This is a genomic window from Cerasibacillus sp. JNUCC 74, assembly GCF_053667775.1.
The window spans coordinates 1826242-1845968 of record NZ_CM132207.1; the positions used below are offsets into that span (position 1 = coordinate 1826242).

The 19727-nt window shown below is 36.2% G+C and carries 18 protein-coding genes and 1 other annotated feature; all 18 genes read left to right on the forward strand.

The genetic code is table 11. The features are described 5' to 3' along the window. Nucleotides 1-46: 46 nt before the first annotated feature. The 18 genes from spoVE (at nt 47) to pyrR (ending at nt 19722) form a co-directional block, all read left to right on the forward strand. Entirely contained in the window at nt 47-1111 is a 1065-nt protein-coding gene (gene spoVE, locus JNUCC74_RS07990; protein ID WP_454067862.1) for a stage V sporulation protein E, read from the forward strand. A gap of 445 nt (nt 1112-1556) precedes the next feature. Continuing rightward, on the forward strand, nt 1557-2309 hold the full coding sequence (locus JNUCC74_RS07995; protein ID WP_454067597.1) for a cell division protein FtsQ/DivIB: 753 nt from the start codon (nt 1557-1559) through the stop codon (nt 2307-2309). Nucleotides 2310-2584: 275 nt separating this feature from the next. Continuing rightward, nucleotides 2585-3865 carry a cell division protein FtsA gene (ftsA, locus tag JNUCC74_RS08000; RefSeq protein WP_454067598.1) on the forward strand — a complete coding sequence of 427 codons (1281 nt, stop codon included), beginning with the start codon at nt 2585-2587 and terminating at the stop codon, nt 3863-3865. Between the two features lie 107 nt (nt 3866-3972). After that, nucleotides 3973-5118, forward strand: coding sequence for a cell division protein FtsZ (ftsZ, locus tag JNUCC74_RS08005; RefSeq protein WP_454067599.1), 1146 nt, complete (start codon nt 3973-3975; stop codon nt 5116-5118). Nucleotides 5119-5696: 578 nt separating this feature from the next. Further along, nucleotides 5697-6617, forward strand: coding sequence for a sigma-E processing peptidase SpoIIGA (spoIIGA, locus tag JNUCC74_RS08010; RefSeq protein ID WP_454067600.1), 921 nt, complete (start codon nt 5697-5699; stop codon nt 6615-6617). A 13-nt stretch (nt 6618-6630) separates the two neighbouring features. Next, nucleotides 6631-7350, forward strand: coding sequence for an RNA polymerase sporulation sigma factor SigE (sigE, locus tag JNUCC74_RS08015; protein ID WP_077320338.1), 720 nt, complete (start codon nt 6631-6633; stop codon nt 7348-7350). 123 nt (nt 7351-7473) lie between these two features. Next, nucleotides 7474-8256: an RNA polymerase sporulation sigma factor SigG gene (gene sigG, locus JNUCC74_RS08020; RefSeq protein ID WP_077320339.1), complete on the forward strand. Its 783-nt coding sequence runs from the start codon at nt 7474-7476 to the stop codon at nt 8254-8256. A 593-nt stretch (nt 8257-8849) separates the two neighbouring features. Next, nucleotides 8850-9128, forward strand: coding sequence for a YlmC/YmxH family sporulation protein (locus JNUCC74_RS08025; RefSeq protein WP_077320340.1), 279 nt, complete (start codon nt 8850-8852; stop codon nt 9126-9128). A gap of 195 nt (nt 9129-9323) precedes the next feature. Beyond that, nucleotides 9324-10133, forward strand: coding sequence for a peptidoglycan editing factor PgeF (gene pgeF / locus JNUCC74_RS08030; protein WP_454067601.1), 810 nt, complete (start codon nt 9324-9326; stop codon nt 10131-10133). A 27-nt stretch (nt 10134-10160) separates the two neighbouring features. Beyond that, entirely contained in the window at nt 10161-10829 is a 669-nt protein-coding gene (locus tag JNUCC74_RS08035) for a YggS family pyridoxal phosphate-dependent enzyme (RefSeq protein WP_454067602.1), read from the forward strand. 9 nt (nt 10830-10838) lie between these two features. Then, nucleotides 10839-11264, forward strand: a complete 426-nt coding sequence (locus JNUCC74_RS08040; protein ID WP_077320341.1) for a cell division protein SepF — start codon at nt 10839-10841, stop codon at nt 11262-11264. 6 nt (nt 11265-11270) lie between these two features. After that, nucleotides 11271-11537 carry a YggT family protein gene (locus tag JNUCC74_RS08045; protein WP_077320342.1) on the forward strand — a complete coding sequence of 89 codons (267 nt, stop codon included), beginning with the start codon at nt 11271-11273 and terminating at the stop codon, nt 11535-11537. A gap of 246 nt (nt 11538-11783) precedes the next feature. Beyond that, on the forward strand, nt 11784-12560 hold the full coding sequence (locus tag JNUCC74_RS08050) for a YlmH family RNA-binding protein (protein WP_454067603.1): 777 nt from the start codon (nt 11784-11786) through the stop codon (nt 12558-12560). Between the two features lie 121 nt (nt 12561-12681). Further along, nucleotides 12682-13185, forward strand: coding sequence for a DivIVA domain-containing protein (locus JNUCC74_RS08055; RefSeq protein WP_077320344.1), 504 nt, complete (start codon nt 12682-12684; stop codon nt 13183-13185). Between the two features lie 100 nt (nt 13186-13285). Further along, nucleotides 13286-13505 (forward strand) — a binding site (T-box leader). A 238-nt stretch (nt 13506-13743) separates the two neighbouring features. Then, nucleotides 13744-16500, forward strand: coding sequence for an isoleucine--tRNA ligase (ileS, locus tag JNUCC74_RS08060; RefSeq protein ID WP_454067604.1), 2757 nt, complete (start codon nt 13744-13746; stop codon nt 16498-16500). A 900-nt stretch (nt 16501-17400) separates the two neighbouring features. Further along, nucleotides 17401-17931, forward strand: coding sequence for a signal peptidase II (gene lspA / locus JNUCC74_RS08065; protein WP_454067863.1), 531 nt, complete (start codon nt 17401-17403; stop codon nt 17929-17931). After that, nucleotides 17928-18839, forward strand: a complete 912-nt coding sequence (locus JNUCC74_RS08070; protein ID WP_454067605.1) for an RluA family pseudouridine synthase — start codon at nt 17928-17930, stop codon at nt 18837-18839. The genes lspA and JNUCC74_RS08070 overlap by 4 nt, the downstream gene beginning before the upstream one ends. Nucleotides 18840-19176: 337 nt before the next feature. Further along, a complete protein-coding gene (pyrR, locus tag JNUCC74_RS08075; RefSeq protein WP_454067606.1) occupies nt 19177-19722 on the forward strand; it encodes a bifunctional pyr operon transcriptional regulator/uracil phosphoribosyltransferase PyrR in 546 nt (181 codons plus the stop codon). The last annotated feature ends 5 nt before the right edge of the window (nt 19723-19727 follow it).

The window sequence follows — 19727 nt, forward strand, 5'->3', positions numbered from 1 at the left end:
TACAAAAAAGAACAATGCACCTTATTCTTCTCCCGATTATATTTTAATGGGTGTTATTGTTGCTTTATTAATTATTGGCATCGCCATGGTTTACAGTTCTTCATTTGTATGGGCAGAATATAAATTTAATGATGCGTGGTATTATGTGAAACGCCAAGCTCTGTTTGCAGGTGCTGGAATGATAGCGATGATTTTTACCATGAATCTTCCATATACGACATGGAAAAAATATGCCAAATTGATTCTGCTGCTTTGTTTTAGCTTATTATTACTTGTTTTGATACCAGGAATTGGTATGGTACGAGGTGGTGCACAAAGTTGGATTGGAATCGGCGCATTTAGCATTCAGCCTTCTGAGTTTATGAAGTTAGGCTTAATTATATTTTTAGCTACCTATCTATCGGTAAACCAAAAATATATTACATCGTTAAGGAAGGGCTTCTTTCCATCTCTGTTATTGGTTTTTACAGCTTTTGGTTTAATTATGCTTCAACCTGATTTAGGAACAGGCATGGTGCTTGTATTAACTTGTATGGTTATGATATTTACTGCTGGAGCTAGGTTGTCACATTTTTTTGGATTGGCTGCTGTTGGACTAGCAGGATTTATTGCACTAATTGCATCAGCTCCATACCGGATTAGTCGAATAACCGCTTTCCTTAATCCGTGGGAAGATCCTTTAGGTGATGGATTTCAAATTATTCAATCTCTATACGCAATCGGTCCAGGAGGTTTAATGGGACTTGGATTTGGGGAAAGCTTACAGAAGTTTTTTTATTTACCAGAGCCACAAACAGATTTCATTTTTGCTATTTTAGGAGAGGAACTTGGCTTTATCGGCGGAACCGCTGTTCTCTTGTTATTTTTTCTGTTGTTATGGCGCGGAATTAAAATCGCCCTTGAAGCACCAGATAGTTTTTCACGCTTTTTAGCATTGGGTATTGTTTCGATGCTGGCACTTCAAGCAATGATTAATATTAGTGTTGTTATCGGACTGATCCCTGTAACCGGGATTACACTTCCTTTTTTAAGTTATGGTGGTTCTTCTTTAACGTTAATCTTATGTTCTGTAGGTATTTTGTTAAATATTAGTAGATACACAAAAATATAGAATTCACCAGACGCCTGTATAAGAAAAATAAACTTGTTGGATAGTTATAAGTAACAAAGCTCCTTAACTAGGTTATCCCATATCTAAAGTCACCGTAAGACTTTCTACTTCAAGAGTTATACAAAATACGAAAAAGTCTAAGTGAATGATAGTGGGTGCCTAATTGCTTGCTTTGTTTAACTAAGATTCAGTAGGAGATGAAGGAAATCATCCGCGGAATGAAATTTTACTAGACTATGAAATTATAAAATTAGCGAATTTTCAGCTTGTTTTAGTTTTAAAAATAAGTATAAAGCGAATCAAAATATTATAGCTGGAAAACTTGATTTTTACTAAGTCCTACTACATGTTTCAAGGGTGAATATGATATACTCATAGTAACAAGTTGAAATGGCATATTTATGCCATTTCTTGTTGTTAATTTAAGATAAAGGAAGAAATGGAGATGGAAAAAAAGAAAATTGTTTCTATTGAAGACCGAATCCCAAAATTGAAGCAGGCAAGGAAAAAAAAGGCAAATCGACGGTTGCTATTTTATCTGTCTATTTTTTTCATCTTAATTTCCATCATCGTTTATTTACAATCTCCATTAAGTCATATACGTACGATTCACGTAAAGGGCAACACGTTTTTAAGCGATGAGTCGGTCATTAAACAAAGCAACTTAACAAACAATCAAAATATATGGACAATTGATAAAAAAGCTAGTGAAGAAGCGTTAGAAGAAAATCCCATCATTGCTTCTGCTAAAGTTAATCGGAAATTACCTTGGACTGTTTCGATTATAATCAAGGAATATGAACGTGTTGGTTATTTGCAACAGGGAACAAACTATTTTCCAATATTAGGCAATGGTACGGCACTTCAAAGTATGAAGCAAACATCATATAATGGAGACGCACCCTTAATCATAGGGTTTAATAAAGAAGAATATTTACATAGAATGACGAAGGAATTAGAACAGCTACCTCAAGCAATAAGAAAGTTGATTTCTGAAGTTCATTGGACACCAACAAAGGAAAATCAGAATAAGATTACCCTATATATGAATGATGGTTTTTTAGTTGATGCCAGTATTCAAAACTTTGCCGAAAATATGAAAATCTATCCTTCCATCGTGATGCAATTGGATGATGATAGTAAAGGCATTATTCATATTGGGGCAGGCGCATATTTTGAATCGTTTAACAAAAAGTAATTCGGCTAACTTCAAGATGAATAATATCATTTTCTACTCGGTAGAAAGTCATAATTTCTATATACTATACGAAATTATTTAATACAATCATCATCTTGGTCAGTCAGTTAAAAGAATAGGTTTGATTTTTTAAAAAAATACTGAAAAATAAAGGAAATTCATGGTTTTATGTGGAATATCCTATATAATATTTTATTTTTATTGATTCGATGACGATAGGTGATATAGAGAAGTGTGTTTTTTACACAGCTTCTGAATTTTAGGGGGGCTTTACTTTGAACAACAGTGAAGTTTTAGTAAGTCTTGATATAGGTACATCAAAAATTAAAGTTATTATTGGCGAGGTTTTAAATGATTCATTAAATATTATCGGTGTTGGAACTGCAAAATCCAATGGAATGAAGAAAGGAGCAATCATTGATATTGATGATACCGTTCAATCAATCCGCAATGCTGTAGAACAAGCGGAAAGAATGGTTGGTATGCAGATAGATCGGGTTGTCGTTGGTATCAACGGAAATCATATTCAGTTACAGCCATGTCACGGCGTTGTAGCCGTTCAGAGTGAAGATAGGGAAATTACGAATGAAGATGTTACTCGAGTGATTGATGGAGCGCAAGTAATGTCTATTCCTCCAGAGCGTGAAATTATCGATGTTATTCCAAAACAATTTATCGTCGATGGATTAGATGAAATAAATGATCCGCGAGGTATGATTGGTGTTCGTTTGGAAATGGAAGGAACGATTATTACATGCTCCAAAACTATTCTACATAATATTTTAAAATGTGTAGAGCGTGCTAATCTTCAAGTAGCCGATATTTGTCTTCAACCTCTTGCTGCTGGCACAATTGCACTATCAAAAGATGAAAAAAATATGGGTGTTGCATTAATTGATGTAGGCGGTGGGTGTTCTACAGTTTCTATCTTCGAAAATGGTCATTTAGCTTCAACCAGTGTTGTTCAGTTAGGCGGGGACAACATAACGAAAGATCTTTCCATAGGTTTACGAACTTCTACAGAAGAAGCTGAAAATGTGAAATTAAATCATGGACATGCCTTCTATGACCATGCTCTAGAGGAAGAAGTCTTTGATGTTTCCATCATTGGCAGCAATTCGAAACAGACTTCAAATCAATTAGAAATTGCCGATATAATTGAAGCAAGAATGGAAGAAATCTATGCATTTGCTGAAAGAGAAATAAGAAGAATGGGCTACCATGAATTACCAGGCGGTTATGTTTTAACTGGAGGCACCACGGCAATGCCTGGAGCGTTGGAGCTGGCTCAAGATCTATTTCAAGCTAATGTTCGGATCGCTATACCAGATTATATAGGTGTACGTGAACCGCAATTTACAGCAGGCGTAGGAATCTTGCAATTTGCGTATAGGAATGCGAAAATACAAGGAAAAGAATTATTCCCAACCTTCATCCCAATGGGAAATGACCCAAAACCAAAACGAATAAAAAAACAAGTAAATTCACATGAACCAACAGAAAAGAAGAAAAAAGAATCTGGAATTGCTAATTTGTTTAAGTATTTTTTTGATTAACAAATAATCTAACCTTGTAAAAATACGGTAGTTTATCAATAATAGAAACCTCTTAACCAATTAGCTTCTAGAACGCTTGTAATTTTGCATATTAGGAGGAACGAGTTATGTTGGAATTTGATACGAATATGGAAGAATTAGCAACAATAAAAGTAATAGGGGTTGGTGGCGGAGGTAACAATGCTGTTAACCGAATGATTGAGCACGGAGTCGAAGGTGTTGAGTTTATCGCTGTTAATACAGATGCCCAAGCTTTGAATCTATCAAAAGCGGAATTAAAAATACAAATTGGTGCCAAACTTACAAGAGGGTTAGGAGCGGGTGCTAATCCGGAAGTAGGAAAGAAGGCGGCTGAAGAAAGTAAAGAGCAACTGGAAGAAGTGCTTCAAGGTGCTGATATGATTTTTGTGACTGCGGGAATGGGCGGTGGAACGGGTACGGGCGCTGCTCCAGTTATTGCTCAAATCGCTAAAGATCTCGGAGCATTGACGGTAGGTGTTGTAACACGTCCTTTCTCATTTGAAGGAAGAAGGCGTTCTACCCAAGCAATTTCTGGTATTGAAGCGCTTAAAGGTAGTGTTGATACACTAATTGTTATACCGAATGACCGACTGTTAGAAATTGTAGATAAAAACACCCCAATGTTAGAGGCGTTTCGTGAAGCTGATAATGTATTACGTCAAGGTGTACAAGGTATCTCTGATTTGATCGCTAAGCCCGGCCTGATTAACGTGGATTTTGCGGATGTCAAGACAATTATGTTTGATAAAGGTTCGGCTTTAATGGGAATCGGTGTCGCTACTGGTGAGACTAGGGCAACCGAGGCTGCTAAAAAGGCTATTTCTTCACCATTATTGGAGACTTCTATAGATGGGGCACACGGTATTTTAATGAATATTACTGGTGGTACGAATTTAAGCCTCTATGAAGTACAAGAAGCGGCTGATTTAGTAACTTCTGCTGCTGATAATGAAGTTAACGTCATTTTTGGTTCGGTTATTAATGAAAACTTAAAAGATGAAATTGTAGTTACCGTCATAGCTACAGGATTTGACGAATCAAATAAAAAAGTAGAGCAACAACCAAAGCAGCAGCGATCCATAATGAATCAGCATGCAGCAACTCGTGCTAATGATGAAGTTCCGTCAAGAAGAGAAAGAGATCATGAGCCTCAACAACGCGCTGCACAAGAGGAAGATACGTTAGATATCCCCACGTTTTTAAGAAATCGCAACCGCAACCGAAAACGCTAAATAATAAAAACTATGATTGAATTTTCGTCACATCATAGATGATACGTTATTCTTAAATAATCACACAGGAATGGATGATGAATGACTTCCTAGTAACTTTACTTTAGCTTTTGTAAACTAGCAACTGTTCACAATTTTAAAATGACCTATAGATAAAGGACATTTTATTTTAGTGAATGGTTGCTTTTTTGTACTATAGGAAAGTATAAAGTTTTTTGGGTTTATCGTATAAGAAAAACTATAGCTTTCGCTAAAGACTTGGCGAGAAGCTAAGTTTTTCTAATGTTTGCCGCTGGTTCGTCTGAGTTTCGAGCATGGAATGAATCATTACTCACCAAAAGCCAGTTACTCTGTTCATTTTACCGTTATTATCTTATATACTTCAAATTGCTACATCCTTAACCCCTAGTTGTTAGCTTCGAACAAACGTATCCTAGTCCCGACAAACACTCCAATAACTCGGTAAAACTAGTCACAATTACCGTACAGAATATGACAGACTTTGCTAGTTTCCTTAGGTATACTAGAATCACTATGGAAGATGGCAAGCATTAAAAATATGGAAAGGGAGGAAATCTGTGAAGATTTATTTGGATGCAGTCTGGGCGCTTAATTTTTTGCTAGATATTATGTTGTTATTGCTAACCCAGGCATTAGCTAGAGATGCTACGAGGAAACGCCGTATAGTTACCGGAGGTTTTATTGCATCCTTACTTGTTCCCATTTCCTTATATTTTCCTGATTCTTTTTTTATAAGTTTTCCAGGGAAAATAATATTTTCCGCAATTATTATTACAACCGCTTTTGGCTACCAGAATATTTATCGCTGGTCTAAATTGTTATTATTATTCTATTTTGTTAGTTTTGCCATTGGAGGTGGTTTAATCGGCATCCATTTTTTGTTACAACGTCCATTTAGTCAGGGTAGCAATGGATTTTTAACCTATAATAGTGGGTTTGGAGATCCCGTCAGCTGGCTCTTTATCATCACTTGCTTTCCGATTGTATGGTTGTTTACTAAATCCCGTATGGACAAGCACGTAAGCGAAAAAATCAGATACGATCAGTTAACTCCCGTAACCATTCGAATGAGAGGAAAAAGTTATTCATCGACTGGATTTATTGACAGCGGCAATCAATTAACAGATCCATTAACAAAAAAGCCGGTCATTTTATGTGATGAAGTCTTTTTAAAACAATGGTTTACGGATGAAGACTGGCTACGTCTCAAAGAGTGCTACCAATCACTACAGATGCATGATTTACCGAAAGAGTGGGAGAAATATATGCAATTGGTTCCTTATCAAGGAGTAGAAGGAAGGAGTATGTTTTTGTTTACACTTCGTCCTGATCAATTAATTATTTATTATGGAGAAGAGCGAATTGAAACAAGCAAAGTTTTGATCGGTATTCAATTTGGTCGTTTAACTAAGGATGCCAGTTACCATTGTTTGTTGCATCCGCAAATAATTCATTCAGCAACTATTTATACTGCTTAAAGGAGAGATAAAGTTGAGGACAATCAAATTACGCCTGCGTTTATGGTGGTATAAACTACAAATTAAACTTGGATTAAAATCAGATGAAATTTATTATATTGGTGGCAGTGAAGCACTACCGCCACCACTCACGAAAGAAGAAGAACAGGAATTATTAGGATTATTACCAAAAGGAGATAAATCGGCTCGGGCAATACTAATTGAGCGTAACTTAAGATTAGTCGTCTATATTGCTCGAAAATTTGAAAATACAGGTATTAATATTGAGGATCTCATTAGCATTGGCACGATTGGCCTTATTAAAGCAGTGAATACATTTAACCCCGAGAAAAAAATAAAATTAGCAACGTATGCGTCTAGGTGTATTGAAAATGAAATCTTAATGTACTTACGCCGAAATAATAAATTGAAATCAGAGGTTTCCTTCGATGAGCCATTAAATATAGATTGGGATGGGAATGAATTATTATTATCGGATGTACTAGGAACGGATGAAGATATTATTACAAGAGATTTAGAATCTGATGTGGATAAAAGCTTATTAAGAAAAGCATTATCTCAGCTTAATCCTCGAGAAAAACAAATTATGGAACTGCGTTTCGGTCTTGTTGGCGAAGAAGAAAAAACCCAAAAAGATGTTGCAAATATGTTGGGAATTTCTCAGTCTTATATTTCCCGATTAGAGAAAAAAATTATTCGCCGACTAAAAAAAGAATTTAATAAAATGGTCTAGCCTTGTTGCTGTAAGTTTTCTATATTATTAAAAATTAGATAGAAATTTCCTTGTGCATAAAAACCTTTCCAGAGGGAGATACTGTCCATGAACAGCATCACCAACTGGGAGGGTTGAACATAGATGACAAGACATAAAGTTGAAATATGTGGTGTTGATACATCCAAGCTACCCGTATTGAAAAATGAAGAAATGCGGGAGCTATTTAAGAAAATGCAACAAAATAATGATTTATCAGCTCGAGAAGAGTTGGTCAATGGAAATCTACGGTTAGTTTTAAGTGTGATACAACGATTTAATAATCGCGGCGAACATGTGGATGACTTATTTCAAGTAGGTTGTATCGGATTAATGAAATCTATTGATAATTTTGATTTATCCCATAACGTGAGATTTTCTACTTATGCTGTTCCGATGATTATTGGGGAAATCAGAAGATATTTGCGAGATAATAATCCAATTCGCGTATCAAGATCTTTAAGAGATATTGCTTATAAAGCATTACAAGTGAGAGAAAAATTAATAAGCAAATCTTCTAAAGAACCAACACCAATGGAAATTGCGGAGGAAATGGGGATACCCCACTCGGAGATTGTGTTTGCACTAGATGCCATTCAAGATCCGGTATCATTATTTGAGCCAATTTATAATGACGGCGGTGATCCTATCTATGTAATGGATCAAATTAGCGATGATAGTGATAAGGATTCGACATGGTTGGACAAATTATCGTTAAAAGAGGGGATGCATCAATTAAATGAGCGAGAAAAGATGATTTTAAATAAGCGCTTTTTTCAAGGAAAGACACAGATGGAAGTGGCAGAGGAAATTGGTATTTCCCAAGCTCAAGTGTCACGATTGGAGAAAGCTGCTATCAAACAAATGAATAAACAAATGTTCGAATAGAAGAACGTTTCAAGATTTATACGTATTCAAGAGGAGGAAACCAGTTTGTTTCCTCCTTTTTCGCTGTCCTGAAAAGTAGCATCGTCTAGCTTAAGTGTCCAATTTCTGTAGCAAACTTCGATTTCCTTCCTGCGATAGTAAATATAGCTCGAAGCAAAGGAAGCCGACTATAGCGGACTTGCCGCTCAGGTGTCGGCATACCTTTAATGGGGGGCATGTTTGCTTTATCCTGAACGTCAGCGAGACGTATTACTCTCATTTAAAAATATTTTACGAATCTTTATGAGAAAAACGGCTCTTGATTCGTTTGGTTGACAGGGCAAGAAAGACTTCTCGAATAAGCATCGCGATTTTTCAAGGATGCCTGCGAACTTAGGGTTTCATCTACTGTTTCCAGAAGAAAAGCACCCCTTGAATTTCACTTTTTCGTCAGAAGATCTGCCGTTTGTACGCTGCTAACCAAGCAATTTTAGCTTTTGTTCTGTTTGTAAGCCTTTACTATGTTGCTATAAAATATTCATATGTCTAAGTCTGAAATAGGACAAATAATACTTTACTTATGCATATACATGAGTATTAGTGAGGTGAGAGCAATGGTAAAATTATCAGAATTACAAGTAAAAGAAATTATCATTATTAACAGCGGACGAAAGTTAGGGCATATCCATGACTTGGAGATTGATACGGATCGCGGAAAAATAGTTGCAATTATAGTTATTCCTCGTGATAAAAAAACGTCTTTATTTGGGAAAGCGGAAGAAATAATTATTCATTGGGAGCAAATTGTACGTATTGGTTCTGATGTTATTTTAGTAAAAGATGTCGATAGACCTAAACTATATTCCGAAACGGTTACTCATGGACAAAAGTAGCTATAGTCATGTTGTAAAAATCGAGCTTCTATTTTAGGATATTGTCTAGCGTTTGATCAATTATGAAAGTCTGAAACAAAGCTAACTTTAAACTTAAGATTCCTGATGTACAAACTATTTTCTTTATAGAAATTAAAAACAGTGTGTTTTTATGGTAAAATAAGAATCAATGCAGCTTCTAATGGAGGTGTGAAATTGAGTGAAGTTTTTAAACAAAAGGAGACAACCTATTTACATATAGAAAAGTGGAAGCAATTAAACGCTGACATCATCGCTGGATTTACAATGAGAAATGGCGGTATTAGCAAACCGCCATTTCATTCGTTAAATACCGGACTTCATGTAAAAGATGTAACTTTAGATGTTGTTGAAAACAGAAAAATTATTGCCTCGGAAATAGGCGTCCCACTTAGCAACTGGGTTTGTGCTGAACAGACTCACCAAACAAATGTGCATTTTGTGACAGATTTGGATAAGGGCAAGGGTGCAATGGATTATTCATCTTCAATCAAAGCAACGGATGGGCTGATTACCAATAAACCAGGTATTTTATGTACTGCAGTTTTTGCTGATTGTGTGCCTTTATTTTTTTATGATCCGATTACATCTTCTATTGGAATTGCACATGCCGGATGGAAAGGAACGGTAAACAAAATGGCTTCGCAAATGGTACAAGCTTTTAAAGCAGAAGGTGTGGAGCCGAGTGATTTGTTAGTAGCAGTTGGACCATGTATTTCCAAGGATTATTATGAAGTGGATCAACGGGTGGTTAGACATATTCCAGAGTATTATTGGGAAAAAGTTGTTTTTCCAAAAGAGAATAATCGATTTTTATTCGATATGAAACAGCTGCATGTAGAAATTCTTTTACAAGCTGGGGTGTTACGTAATAATATAGAGGTAACAGAATATTGTACATATCGCGATGAAACACTATTTTTCTCACATCGCAGAGATCATGGTGAAACAGGGCGAATGTTAGGTTTTATTGGCTTATTGCCATGATTATACGAGAGGAGAGAATTGGGTATCATGGATGTAGCAAGTAATTTACAGACAATCAAGCAAAATATCAGCGTTGCTTGTAAAAAAAGTAATCGAAATCCACAAGATATTACGGTAATTGCAGTGACAAAATATGTTACAATAGAACGAACAGAAGAAACAATTCAAGCTGGGATAACAGATATTGGCGAGAACCGTTTGGAAGGTTTCCAAGAAAAATATCATCACTTTAAAGACCGAGTGAAATGGCACTTTATTGGAACGTTGCAAACTAGAAAGGTAAAAGAAATCATTGATCAGATTGATGTACTGCATTCTTTAGACCGATTGTCCTTAGCTAAAGAAATAAACAAGCGTGCAAGTAAGCAAATAGAATGTTTTGTGCAAGTAAATGTTAGCGGAGAAGCGTCAAAGCATGGTTTAAAACCAGAGGAAGTACTGCCATTTCTAGAAGAACTCAAAGCGTACCCAAAAATTCATGTAGTTGGACTGATGACAATGGCTCCACACATTGATGATAAAACGAAATTACGTTCTATATTTCGTGAATTAGCTCAATTACGGGTTCAAGTTCAAAGAAAGCAATATGCTTATGCCCCGTGTAATTTCCTATCTATGGGAATGAGTAATGACTACTCAATTGCTATTGAGGAAGGTGCTACTCATGTTCGGATTGGAACAAATTTAGTAGGGTGAGGTGTTGGAATGAGCATTAAGAACAAAATTAAAAATTATTTTACGATGGAAGATGAATACGAGTATGAATATGTCGATGCTAATGAGTTTGAAGTGGAACAAAAACAAGTAATGGATAAAAATAAGAATGTCGTTAATCTTACCAGCGTAAATAACCCCACTTCTAAAGTTGTATTATGTGAACCAAGGACGTATAGTGAAGCACAGGAAATTGCCGATAATATCGTCAATCGCCGTGCAGTTATCATTAATTTACAACGTGTTGATAATCAGCAAGCAAAACGAATTGTTGATTTTCTAAGCGGAACTGTGTACGCGATTAATGGCGATATTCAAAAATTGGGAGCTAAAACATTTCTTTGTACACCAGACAATGTAAATGTTACAGGAACAATTACAGATTCCCTGGAAGACGAATTTGAAAAAGGATGGTAGTCATACATGGTTGAGTTATTTAGGATATTGAATTTAGCATTATACGCTTATTCATATGCGATTATTATTTATATTTTTATGTCTTGGTTTCCTGGTGCTCGAGAGTCTACATTTGGAGAAATATTAGCGAAGATTTGCGAGCCTTACCTCGAACAATTTCGGAGATTTATTCCACCATTGGGAATGATCGATTTTTCTCCGATTGTTGCCATATTTGTATTGTACCTCGCACGAATAGGGTTACTGGAATTTTTTAAAATGTTTATTTATTAAACCAACATAGGTGATTGACCGATACACCATACTGTTACAAATTATCAGCTTTTAGTGGTTGTAAGAAAGGTAGCAGACCAGAATTTTGATAGCGGCTAACTTTTTAAAGTATAAAACTTTATGGGTTATCGCATAAGAAAAACGATAGCTTTCGCCATAAAGACTGGGCGATAAGCCAAGTTTTTCTAATATTTTTATGATACGTGCAAACGAGCAGGTGGAAATGAACCTTTTGGGAGTTACAACATGCAATTATACCAACATTTTCGTAAAGAAGAAGAAACGTTTATCGATCAAGTTTTATCATGGAAGGAACTAGTAGAGAGTTCCTTCCAACGAAAGCTCACTGACTTTTTGGATCCTCGTGAACAGCAGATAGTTAAGATGTTAATTGGTTCTAAGGATAGTGATTTACAACTGAGATTTGATGGAGGACATCCGTATACAGAACGAAAACGGGTAGTTATTGCCCCTTTTTATGAAGAATTGAAGGAAGTGGACAGCGAGCTTTGTTTATTACAAGCTAGTTTTCAAACGAAATTTGTCCATTTAACTCATCGTGATGTAATGGGAGCATGCTTATCGCTTGGAGTTAAACGAAAAAAGCTTGGTGATATGGATGTCAGTGATGGTAATGTGCAAATCATTGTTGCTTCTGAAATAGCCCCTTACGTGATGATGAACTTAACCATGATTAAACATGCAAGGATCCAGCTTAAACAGCGTCCACTAACAGAATTAACGATCGTAAAGCCAAACTGGCTGGAACAAGAAACAACAATTGCTTCTTTACGACTGGATGTAGTCGTAAAAGAAATCTACCGAGTCCCGAGAAAAGAGGCTGTTGGCTATATAAATAAGCAATATGTCAAAGTCAATCATAAATTAGTAGATGATGCTGCTTTCTTATTGCAGGAAGGAGATATGCTTTCTGTAAGAGGAAAGGGAAGAAGTAGGTTGATGCAAATTAAAGGGCGTACGAGAAAAGATAAGGTAAAAGTAACATTTGCAAGGTTAAAATAAAATTATTTTTGCAGGAATTAGGTCTTTTTTGTCGAATTAAATAATATATGATTAATTTGTGAGAGTAGTTACCGATATTTTTAATATATGGAGCAATTAGTAAAACTAGGAGGTGGCTATATTGCCATTAACACCATTGGATATTCACAATAAGGAATTTACCAGAAGATATCGCGGGTATGATCAAGATGAAGTAAATGAATTTCTAGATCAAGTAATTAAAGATTATGAAATGGTTATTCGTGAGAAAAAGGACTTACAAGAGCAAGTGGAACATTTACAAGAGAAGCTTGGTCATTTTACCAATATTGAAGAAACACTTAATAAATCGATTCTTATTGCTCAGGAAACAGCGGAAGAAATAAAAGGGAACGCAATGAAAGAATCAAAGTTAATAATTAAAGAAGCTGAAAAAAATGCAGATCGAATTATCAATGAAGCATTAACAAAATCACGTCGAATTTCGATGGATGTAGAAGAATTAAAAAAGCAAGCTAAGGTATTCCGTACCCGATTAAAAATGCTCGTTGAAGCACAACTAGAAATGATTGAAACAAATGACTGGGATCAACTATTTGATACAGCTTTAAATGAAGATCTTGAATTGGAGGAAAGTGAAACGTAAGCCTTGACGTTAACTTGGATTTTACATATAATTCATAACACAGATATATTTATCGATAAATCGAGATTTATCAAGTTTTACTTAAAATGGAAATGTTAATAGGAAAGCATGGAAAGAGACAGTACAAAAGCGGATTGTTGCTTAAGCGAATCAGGGGTTGGTGAGAGCCTGATGCAGACTAGCTTTTAGAAGATCACTCTTGAGCTGTCATTATGAAGAAAGTAGTAGTAATGACCGGGTTATTCCCGTTATAAATATCGAGTGAATATGGATGGAACCATATTTATAAGGGTGGTACCGCGAGTCTTCTCGTCCCTTTTGGGATGGGGAAGGCTTTTTTGTACTATAGGAAAGTATAAAACTTTAGGGTTTATTGTATAAGATAAAACTACAGCTTTCGCTAAAGACTTGGCGACAAGCCAAGTTTTCTAATATGTTAAGACAGTAAAAACTAGAAATTTACTGCATCAAAAGCCGGTACAAGAAAATTATTAAACTGGATGAAGGGTTTTACAAATGGAAGCCTTTTTCGATAGATAGTTTAAGGAGGAAGCAAAGATGGATTATAAAAATACGTTATTAATGCCAAAAACCGCATTCCCTATGCGAGGTAATTTACCTAATAAAGAACCAATTCGTCAAGCGGAATGGGAAGAGAAAAATTTATATCAAAAAAGTTTAAAGCGAACTGAGGATCGCCCTGCTTTTATTTTGCATGATGGACCTCCTTATGCAAATGGTGATTTGCATATTGGTCATGCGCTTAACAAAATATTAAAAGATTTTATTACCCGTTATAAATCAATGACGGGGTATAATGTCCCTTATGTACCTGGTTGGGATACACACGGATTACCAATCGAAACAGCTTTAACTAAGAAGAAAAAAATCAATCGTAAAGAAATGAGCGTTGCAGAATTTCGTAAATTATGTGAAGAATATGCACTGGAACAGGTTGACAATCAACGTGATCAGTTTAAAAAGCTAGGGATTCGCGGTGATTGGGATAACCCATATATTACGTTAACAAAAGATTACGAAGCGGCGCAAATAAAAGTTTTTGGAGAAATGGCGAAAAAGGGATATATCTATAAAGGCTTAAAACCTGTATACTGGTCTCCTTCTTCAGAATCAGCCCTTGCGGAAGCAGAAATTGAATATTATGATAAACGATCGCCATCTATTTATGTTGCTTTTGAAGTAACAGATGGTAGGGGATTGCTGGAAGCTGGCGATAAAATTGTTATTTGGACAACAACTCCTTGGACCATACCTGCTAACTTAGGTATTTGTATACATCCGGAATTAGAGTATGTAGTAGTAGCTGTTGATGGTGAAAGGTACGTCGTTGGGCAAGCATTATTAGAAATGGTAGCGGAAGAATTAGAATGGAAAGATTATCAAATTGTTAAAACGTTCACGGGGGAAAAGGCAGATCGCATCGTTGCAAGACATCCATTCTATGATCGTGATTCACTTGTGATGCTAGGTAATCATGTTACAACAGATGCCGGAACTGGTTGTGTTCATACAGCTCCTGGTCATGGGGAAGATGATTTCTATGTATCAAAACAATATGGAATTGAAGTTTTATGTCCGGTTGATGAAAAAGGTGTATTTACCGAGGAAGCGCCAGGATTTACAGGATTATTCTATGATAAAGCAAATAAAGTAATAACTGAAAAACTGGAAGAAGTCGGCGCCTTATTAAAACTACAATTTATTACTCATTCCTATCCACATGATTGGCGGACGAAAAAGCCGACTATTTTTAGGGCGACTGCTCAATGGTTTGCTTCTATTAAAGATTTCCGGCAAACGATTTTAGATGAAATTAAAAAGGTAAATTGGTATCCGCAATGGGGAGAAACTCGTTTATACAATATGGTTCGTGATCGTGAAGATTGGTGTATATCACGTCAACGTACATGGGGCGTACCAATTCCAGTAATTTATGCCGAAGATCAAACACCAATTATTACAGATGAGACGATTACCCATATTTCAAATCTTTTCAGGGAGCATGGATCTAATATTTGGTTTGAATGGGATGCAAAAGATTTATTGCCGGAAGGTTTTACATCGGAGCACAGTCCAAATGGTGTTTTCACAAAAGAGACAGATATAATGGACGTTTGGTTTGATTCAGGATCATCACATGAGGCTGTTTTAATGGGTAGAGAAGATCATTATCGCCCTGCAGATATTTACTTGGAGGGAAGTGATCAATATCGCGGCTGGTTTAATTCTTCGTTGTCTACCTCTGTTGCAGTAACTGGAAAAGCACCTTATAAAACAGTGATCAGTCACGGTTTTGCGTTGGATGGCGAAGGGCGAAAAATGAGTAAGTCATTAGGAAATGTCATTCAGCCTGCAAAAGTTCAAAAGCAACTTGGTGCAGATATTTTACGGCTTTGGGTTTCATCGGTTGACTATCAAGCAGATGTACGTATTTCTGATGATATTTTAAAACAAATTTCTGAAGCATATCGTAAAATTCGTAATACGATTCGGTTTATGCTAGCTAATCTTGGAGATTTTAATCCATCTACCGATCGCATTCCATATGCGGAGTTAGAAGAAGTAGATAAATATATGCTGCATCGCTTTAAGAAGTTAGTAACAGATGTAAGACACAGCTATGAGAATTATGAGTTCTCTCCTGTTTTTCATCAAATTCATAATTTCTGTGCGGTAGATTTAAGTTCATTTTATTTGGATTTTGCAAAGGATATCCTTTATATAGAGGCTGCTGCTAATAAGCGCAGACGCAGTATTCAAACGGGTTATTATGAAATTTTGACCGCACTTGTTAAATTACTGACTCCGATTATTCCACATACAGCGGATGAAGTATGGGAATACATTCCTGAGACGGAGGAAGAAAGTGTTCAATTAACAGATATACCAAACCCTGAGGAAATGCCGGATTTTCAAGAAATTGCAGAGAAATGGGATCACTTTATGCTTGTGCGTGACGACGTATTAAAAGCGTTAGAAGAAGCGAGAAATGAAAAGATAATTGGAAAATCGCTTGAAGCAAAGCTTATCATTATGCCAAAAGACGGACAAACGAAACAGGTATTGGAATCAATTGATGAGCTTCATCAATATTTAATTGTTTCTGAAGTAGATTTGGTTCAAAAACTGGATGACGGGAAAGAATATACGTATGTTGACGTTCGTGTTGCCAAACATCCTGGTGAAAAATGTGAACGTTGCTGGGTAGCTTCTCATACAGTTGGCGAAGTGAGTGAACATCCAACACTTTGCTCTCGTTGTGCGACGATCGTCAAGGAAAATAATCTCGTTTAATGATGAAAAGGTTAAATTCCAGAACAGGGAATTTAACCTTTTTGAGTGTCTGGGAACCTATATTTGTTTTTAACATGGTGGGTAACTTTTTTGAAAAAGGCTTCGTCATCTAGCGTAAGCGCTCGAGCGACTAGCAAACTTCGATCTCCTTCCTACGATAAGTCAACATCTGCTCAAATCTGAAGGCCGACCAAAAACGGGCTTGCCGCTCAGGCTGTCGCCATACCTCTGTTTTAGAGGTATGTTTTCTTTTCCCGGATGTAAGGATCCGTATTTTTCTCAATTCAAAAATGTGTTATTAATGTTGCAAACAAGATGAGAAAAACGGCTCCTAAATCCCCGATTCGTTCATCTAACATTTCTTGAGAAAAACATTCCAAGAAGTGAAGTTTCACTTTATCCCGGATGTAAGGATCCGTATTTTTCTCAATTCAAAAATGTGTTATTAATGTTGCAAACAAGATGAGAAAAACGGCTCCTAAATCCCCGATTCGTTCATCTAACATTTCTTGGGAAAAACATTCCAAGAAATGAAGTTTCACTTTATCCCGAATGTCAGGCGCCGTACTTCTCGCCTTTGAAAAATTTGCTTATATTTTGCGAAGTTTTTGAGAGAAACGGTTTTAATTTACCGATTCGTTCGGTGGACAGGACAAGAAAGACTTTGGCAGCAATACACCGCACGCAGAAAAAGTGTCCGTCTTTTTCAAGGAGAAAAGAATGCCTTTTTACTCTATCTCGAAGCTCACTAGTTTGTACATCGCTAACCAACGCTTCTTGCTTTTGTTTTCACTGGTTTGTTTTTAATTACGTGCTTTTTCTTAATTATTATCCATGCATAAAGAATAAAATATGAATACTTCCCGAGTTGGATCTTAGTTTATGTGAAAATTAATTGCTATTTTTACTCGTAACGGTTACCATAAAAAAGACAGATCACAAAAGTTCGGAGGAAAAGTAATGTATTGGTATTATGTCATCGCACTACTTATTATCGTAGTAGACCAAGCCACAAAATGGGTGATTGTGAAAACAATGGAGCTCGGGGAACAACGTACCGTCATTGATGGATTTTTTTACATAACGTCCCACCGAAATACAGGAGCAGCATGGGGCATATTGCAAGGGCAAATGATGTTTTTTTATATTGTCACCGTGATCGTTATTATTGGCGTTGTTTACTATATGCAAACCTATGCAAAGGAAAGTAAGCTTTTAGCACTAGCTTTAAGCTTGGTATTAGGAGGAGCTATTGGTAACTTTATTGACCGGCTGTTTCGGAAAGAAGTTGTAGATTTTTTTGACTTCATTATTATTGGCTATGATTTTCCAATTTTTAATATAGCTGATTCCGGTTTAGTTGTCGGAGTGTTTCTTCTTATTATTGCCATGTTTATCGATGAACGAAAGAAGGGAAAAGTACAATCATGACAGTAAATGAACATATCGTATCAGAAGAACAACATCAAATCCGAATCGATAAACTGTTAGCTGATTTGAATAAAGAAGCATCCCGTTCAAAAGTACAAGCGTGGATAGCGGACAAACTTGTTACCGTGAATGATGACCTAGTGAAAGCAAATTATAAATGTCAACAAGGGGATGTGATCCAATGGAAGATCCCCAAAGTTGAGCCATTAGAATTAATTCCCCAAGCAATTGATTTGGATATCGTCTACGAAGACAATGATATCCTAGTTGTTAATAAACCAAAGGGAATGGTCGTTCATCCATCTGTTGGTCATCAGCAAGGTACATTAGTAAATGCACTGCTTTTTCATTGTCAAAAATTATCGCAAATCAATGGAAAAGAGCGACCGGGAATCGTGCACCGAATTGATAAAGACACGAGTGGTTTATTAGTTGTTGCCAAACATGATGAAGCACATATTCATTTGGCTGACCAATTGTCTAATAAAACAATGAAACGAACCTACCAAGCAATTGTACATGGGCAAATCTCTCATGAAAATGGGATGATTGATGCACCAATTGGCAGAGATCCAAAAGAGAGACAAAAAATGGCTGTGGTACAAAATGGAAAACGAGCAGTTACTCATTTTCGTGTGATCGAAAGCTATCCAGATTTCACGCATATTGAATGCCAGCTGGAAACAGGAAGAACTCACCAAATTCGTGTTCATATGAAATATATCGGCTATCCGATTGTAGGAGATCCTAAGTATGGACCGAGAAAAACATTGAACGTAAACGGGCAAGTATTGCATGCTAAAGAACTAAGCTTTTATCATCCGACTACACAGGAAAAGTTACATTTTGTCGTAGATTTACCAAAATATTTTCAAGAAATTATTGCTTACATTCGTAAAATGTATTGACAAACGATCAAGGATTTGTCATAATAAAAAAGATAAATACAATATGTTCCTTTAATATTAGTCCAGCGAGGCTAAAAAGGTTGCGGAATGATATGGTAAAATCTAATCCTTTTTTCCTCATGGAAAAAAGGATTTTTTGCACTATAGGAAAGTATAAAATTTTAGGGTTTATGGTATAAGAAAAACTACGGCTTCCGCTAATGAGTTGGCGATAAGCCAAGTTTTTCTAACATATCTAGGGAAGCTATATCCGTTTTTAGATTGGAATAGAAGCAATATTTATCGCTATTTGATTTATAAAAGTTGACTTAATTAGAAGGATAGGACGGTGGGACATATGAAGAAAAAAGCAGATCTCTTAGATAGAGCAGCAATTAATCGCGCGTTAACAAGAATTGCTCATGAAATACTGGAGAAGAACAAAGGCGGCGACGATTTAGTTCTTGTTGGCATAAAAACACGGGGTGTACCGATAACAAAGCGACTACAAGAGAAAATAAACAAAATTGAAAATATTGATGTTCCCGTAGGTGAGTTAGATATTACCTTATATCGTGATGATTTAGACAAAGTGACAGAAAATGAAGAGCCGGATCTAAAGGCGGCAAATATTCCAACAGATATAAATGGAAAAAAAGTAGTATTGCTAGATGATGTTCTATATACAGGACGAACGGTTCGTGCTGCGATGGATGCAGTTATGGATCTTGGCAGACCTGCACAGATTCAATTGGCAGTGCTTGTAGATAGAGGACATCGCGAATTGCCAATTCGTGCAGATTACGTAGGAAAAAATATTCCAACATCTGAAAAAGAAATTATTATGGTAAAACTAAAAGAAGTTGATAATACCGAAGATACGGTAAGCATTTATGAAAAATAGACGGT

Excerpts from the sequence above, each read along its gene's own strand:
- spoVE (WP_454067862.1), top strand. The coding sequence starts at position 47 with ATGGGTGTTATTGTTGCTTTATTAATTATTGGCATCGCCATGGTTTAC.
- JNUCC74_RS07995 (WP_454067597.1), top strand. The coding sequence starts at position 1,557 with ATGGAAAAAAAGAAAATTGTTTCTATTGAAGACCGAATCCCAAAATTG.
- ftsZ (WP_454067599.1), top strand. The coding sequence starts at position 3,973 with ATGTTGGAATTTGATACGAATATGGAAGAATTAGCAACAATAAAAGTA.
- sigG (WP_077320339.1), top strand. The coding sequence starts at position 7,474 with ATGACAAGACATAAAGTTGAAATATGTGGTGTTGATACATCCAAGCTA.
- JNUCC74_RS08025 (WP_077320340.1), top strand. The coding sequence starts at position 8,850 with ATGGTAAAATTATCAGAATTACAAGTAAAAGAAATTATCATTATTAAC.
- JNUCC74_RS08035 (WP_454067602.1), top strand. The coding sequence starts at position 10,161 with ATGGATGTAGCAAGTAATTTACAGACAATCAAGCAAAATATCAGCGTT.
- JNUCC74_RS08040 (WP_077320341.1), top strand. The coding sequence starts at position 10,839 with ATGAGCATTAAGAACAAAATTAAAAATTATTTTACGATGGAAGATGAA.
- JNUCC74_RS08045 (WP_077320342.1), top strand. The coding sequence starts at position 11,271 with ATGGTTGAGTTATTTAGGATATTGAATTTAGCATTATACGCTTATTCA.
- JNUCC74_RS08050 (WP_454067603.1), top strand. The coding sequence starts at position 11,784 with ATGCAATTATACCAACATTTTCGTAAAGAAGAAGAAACGTTTATCGAT.
- ileS (WP_454067604.1), top strand. The coding sequence starts at position 13,744 with ATGGATTATAAAAATACGTTATTAATGCCAAAAACCGCATTCCCTATG.
- JNUCC74_RS08070 (WP_454067605.1), top strand. The coding sequence starts at position 17,928 with ATGACAGTAAATGAACATATCGTATCAGAAGAACAACATCAAATCCGA.
- pyrR (WP_454067606.1), top strand. The coding sequence starts at position 19,177 with ATGAAGAAAAAAGCAGATCTCTTAGATAGAGCAGCAATTAATCGCGCG.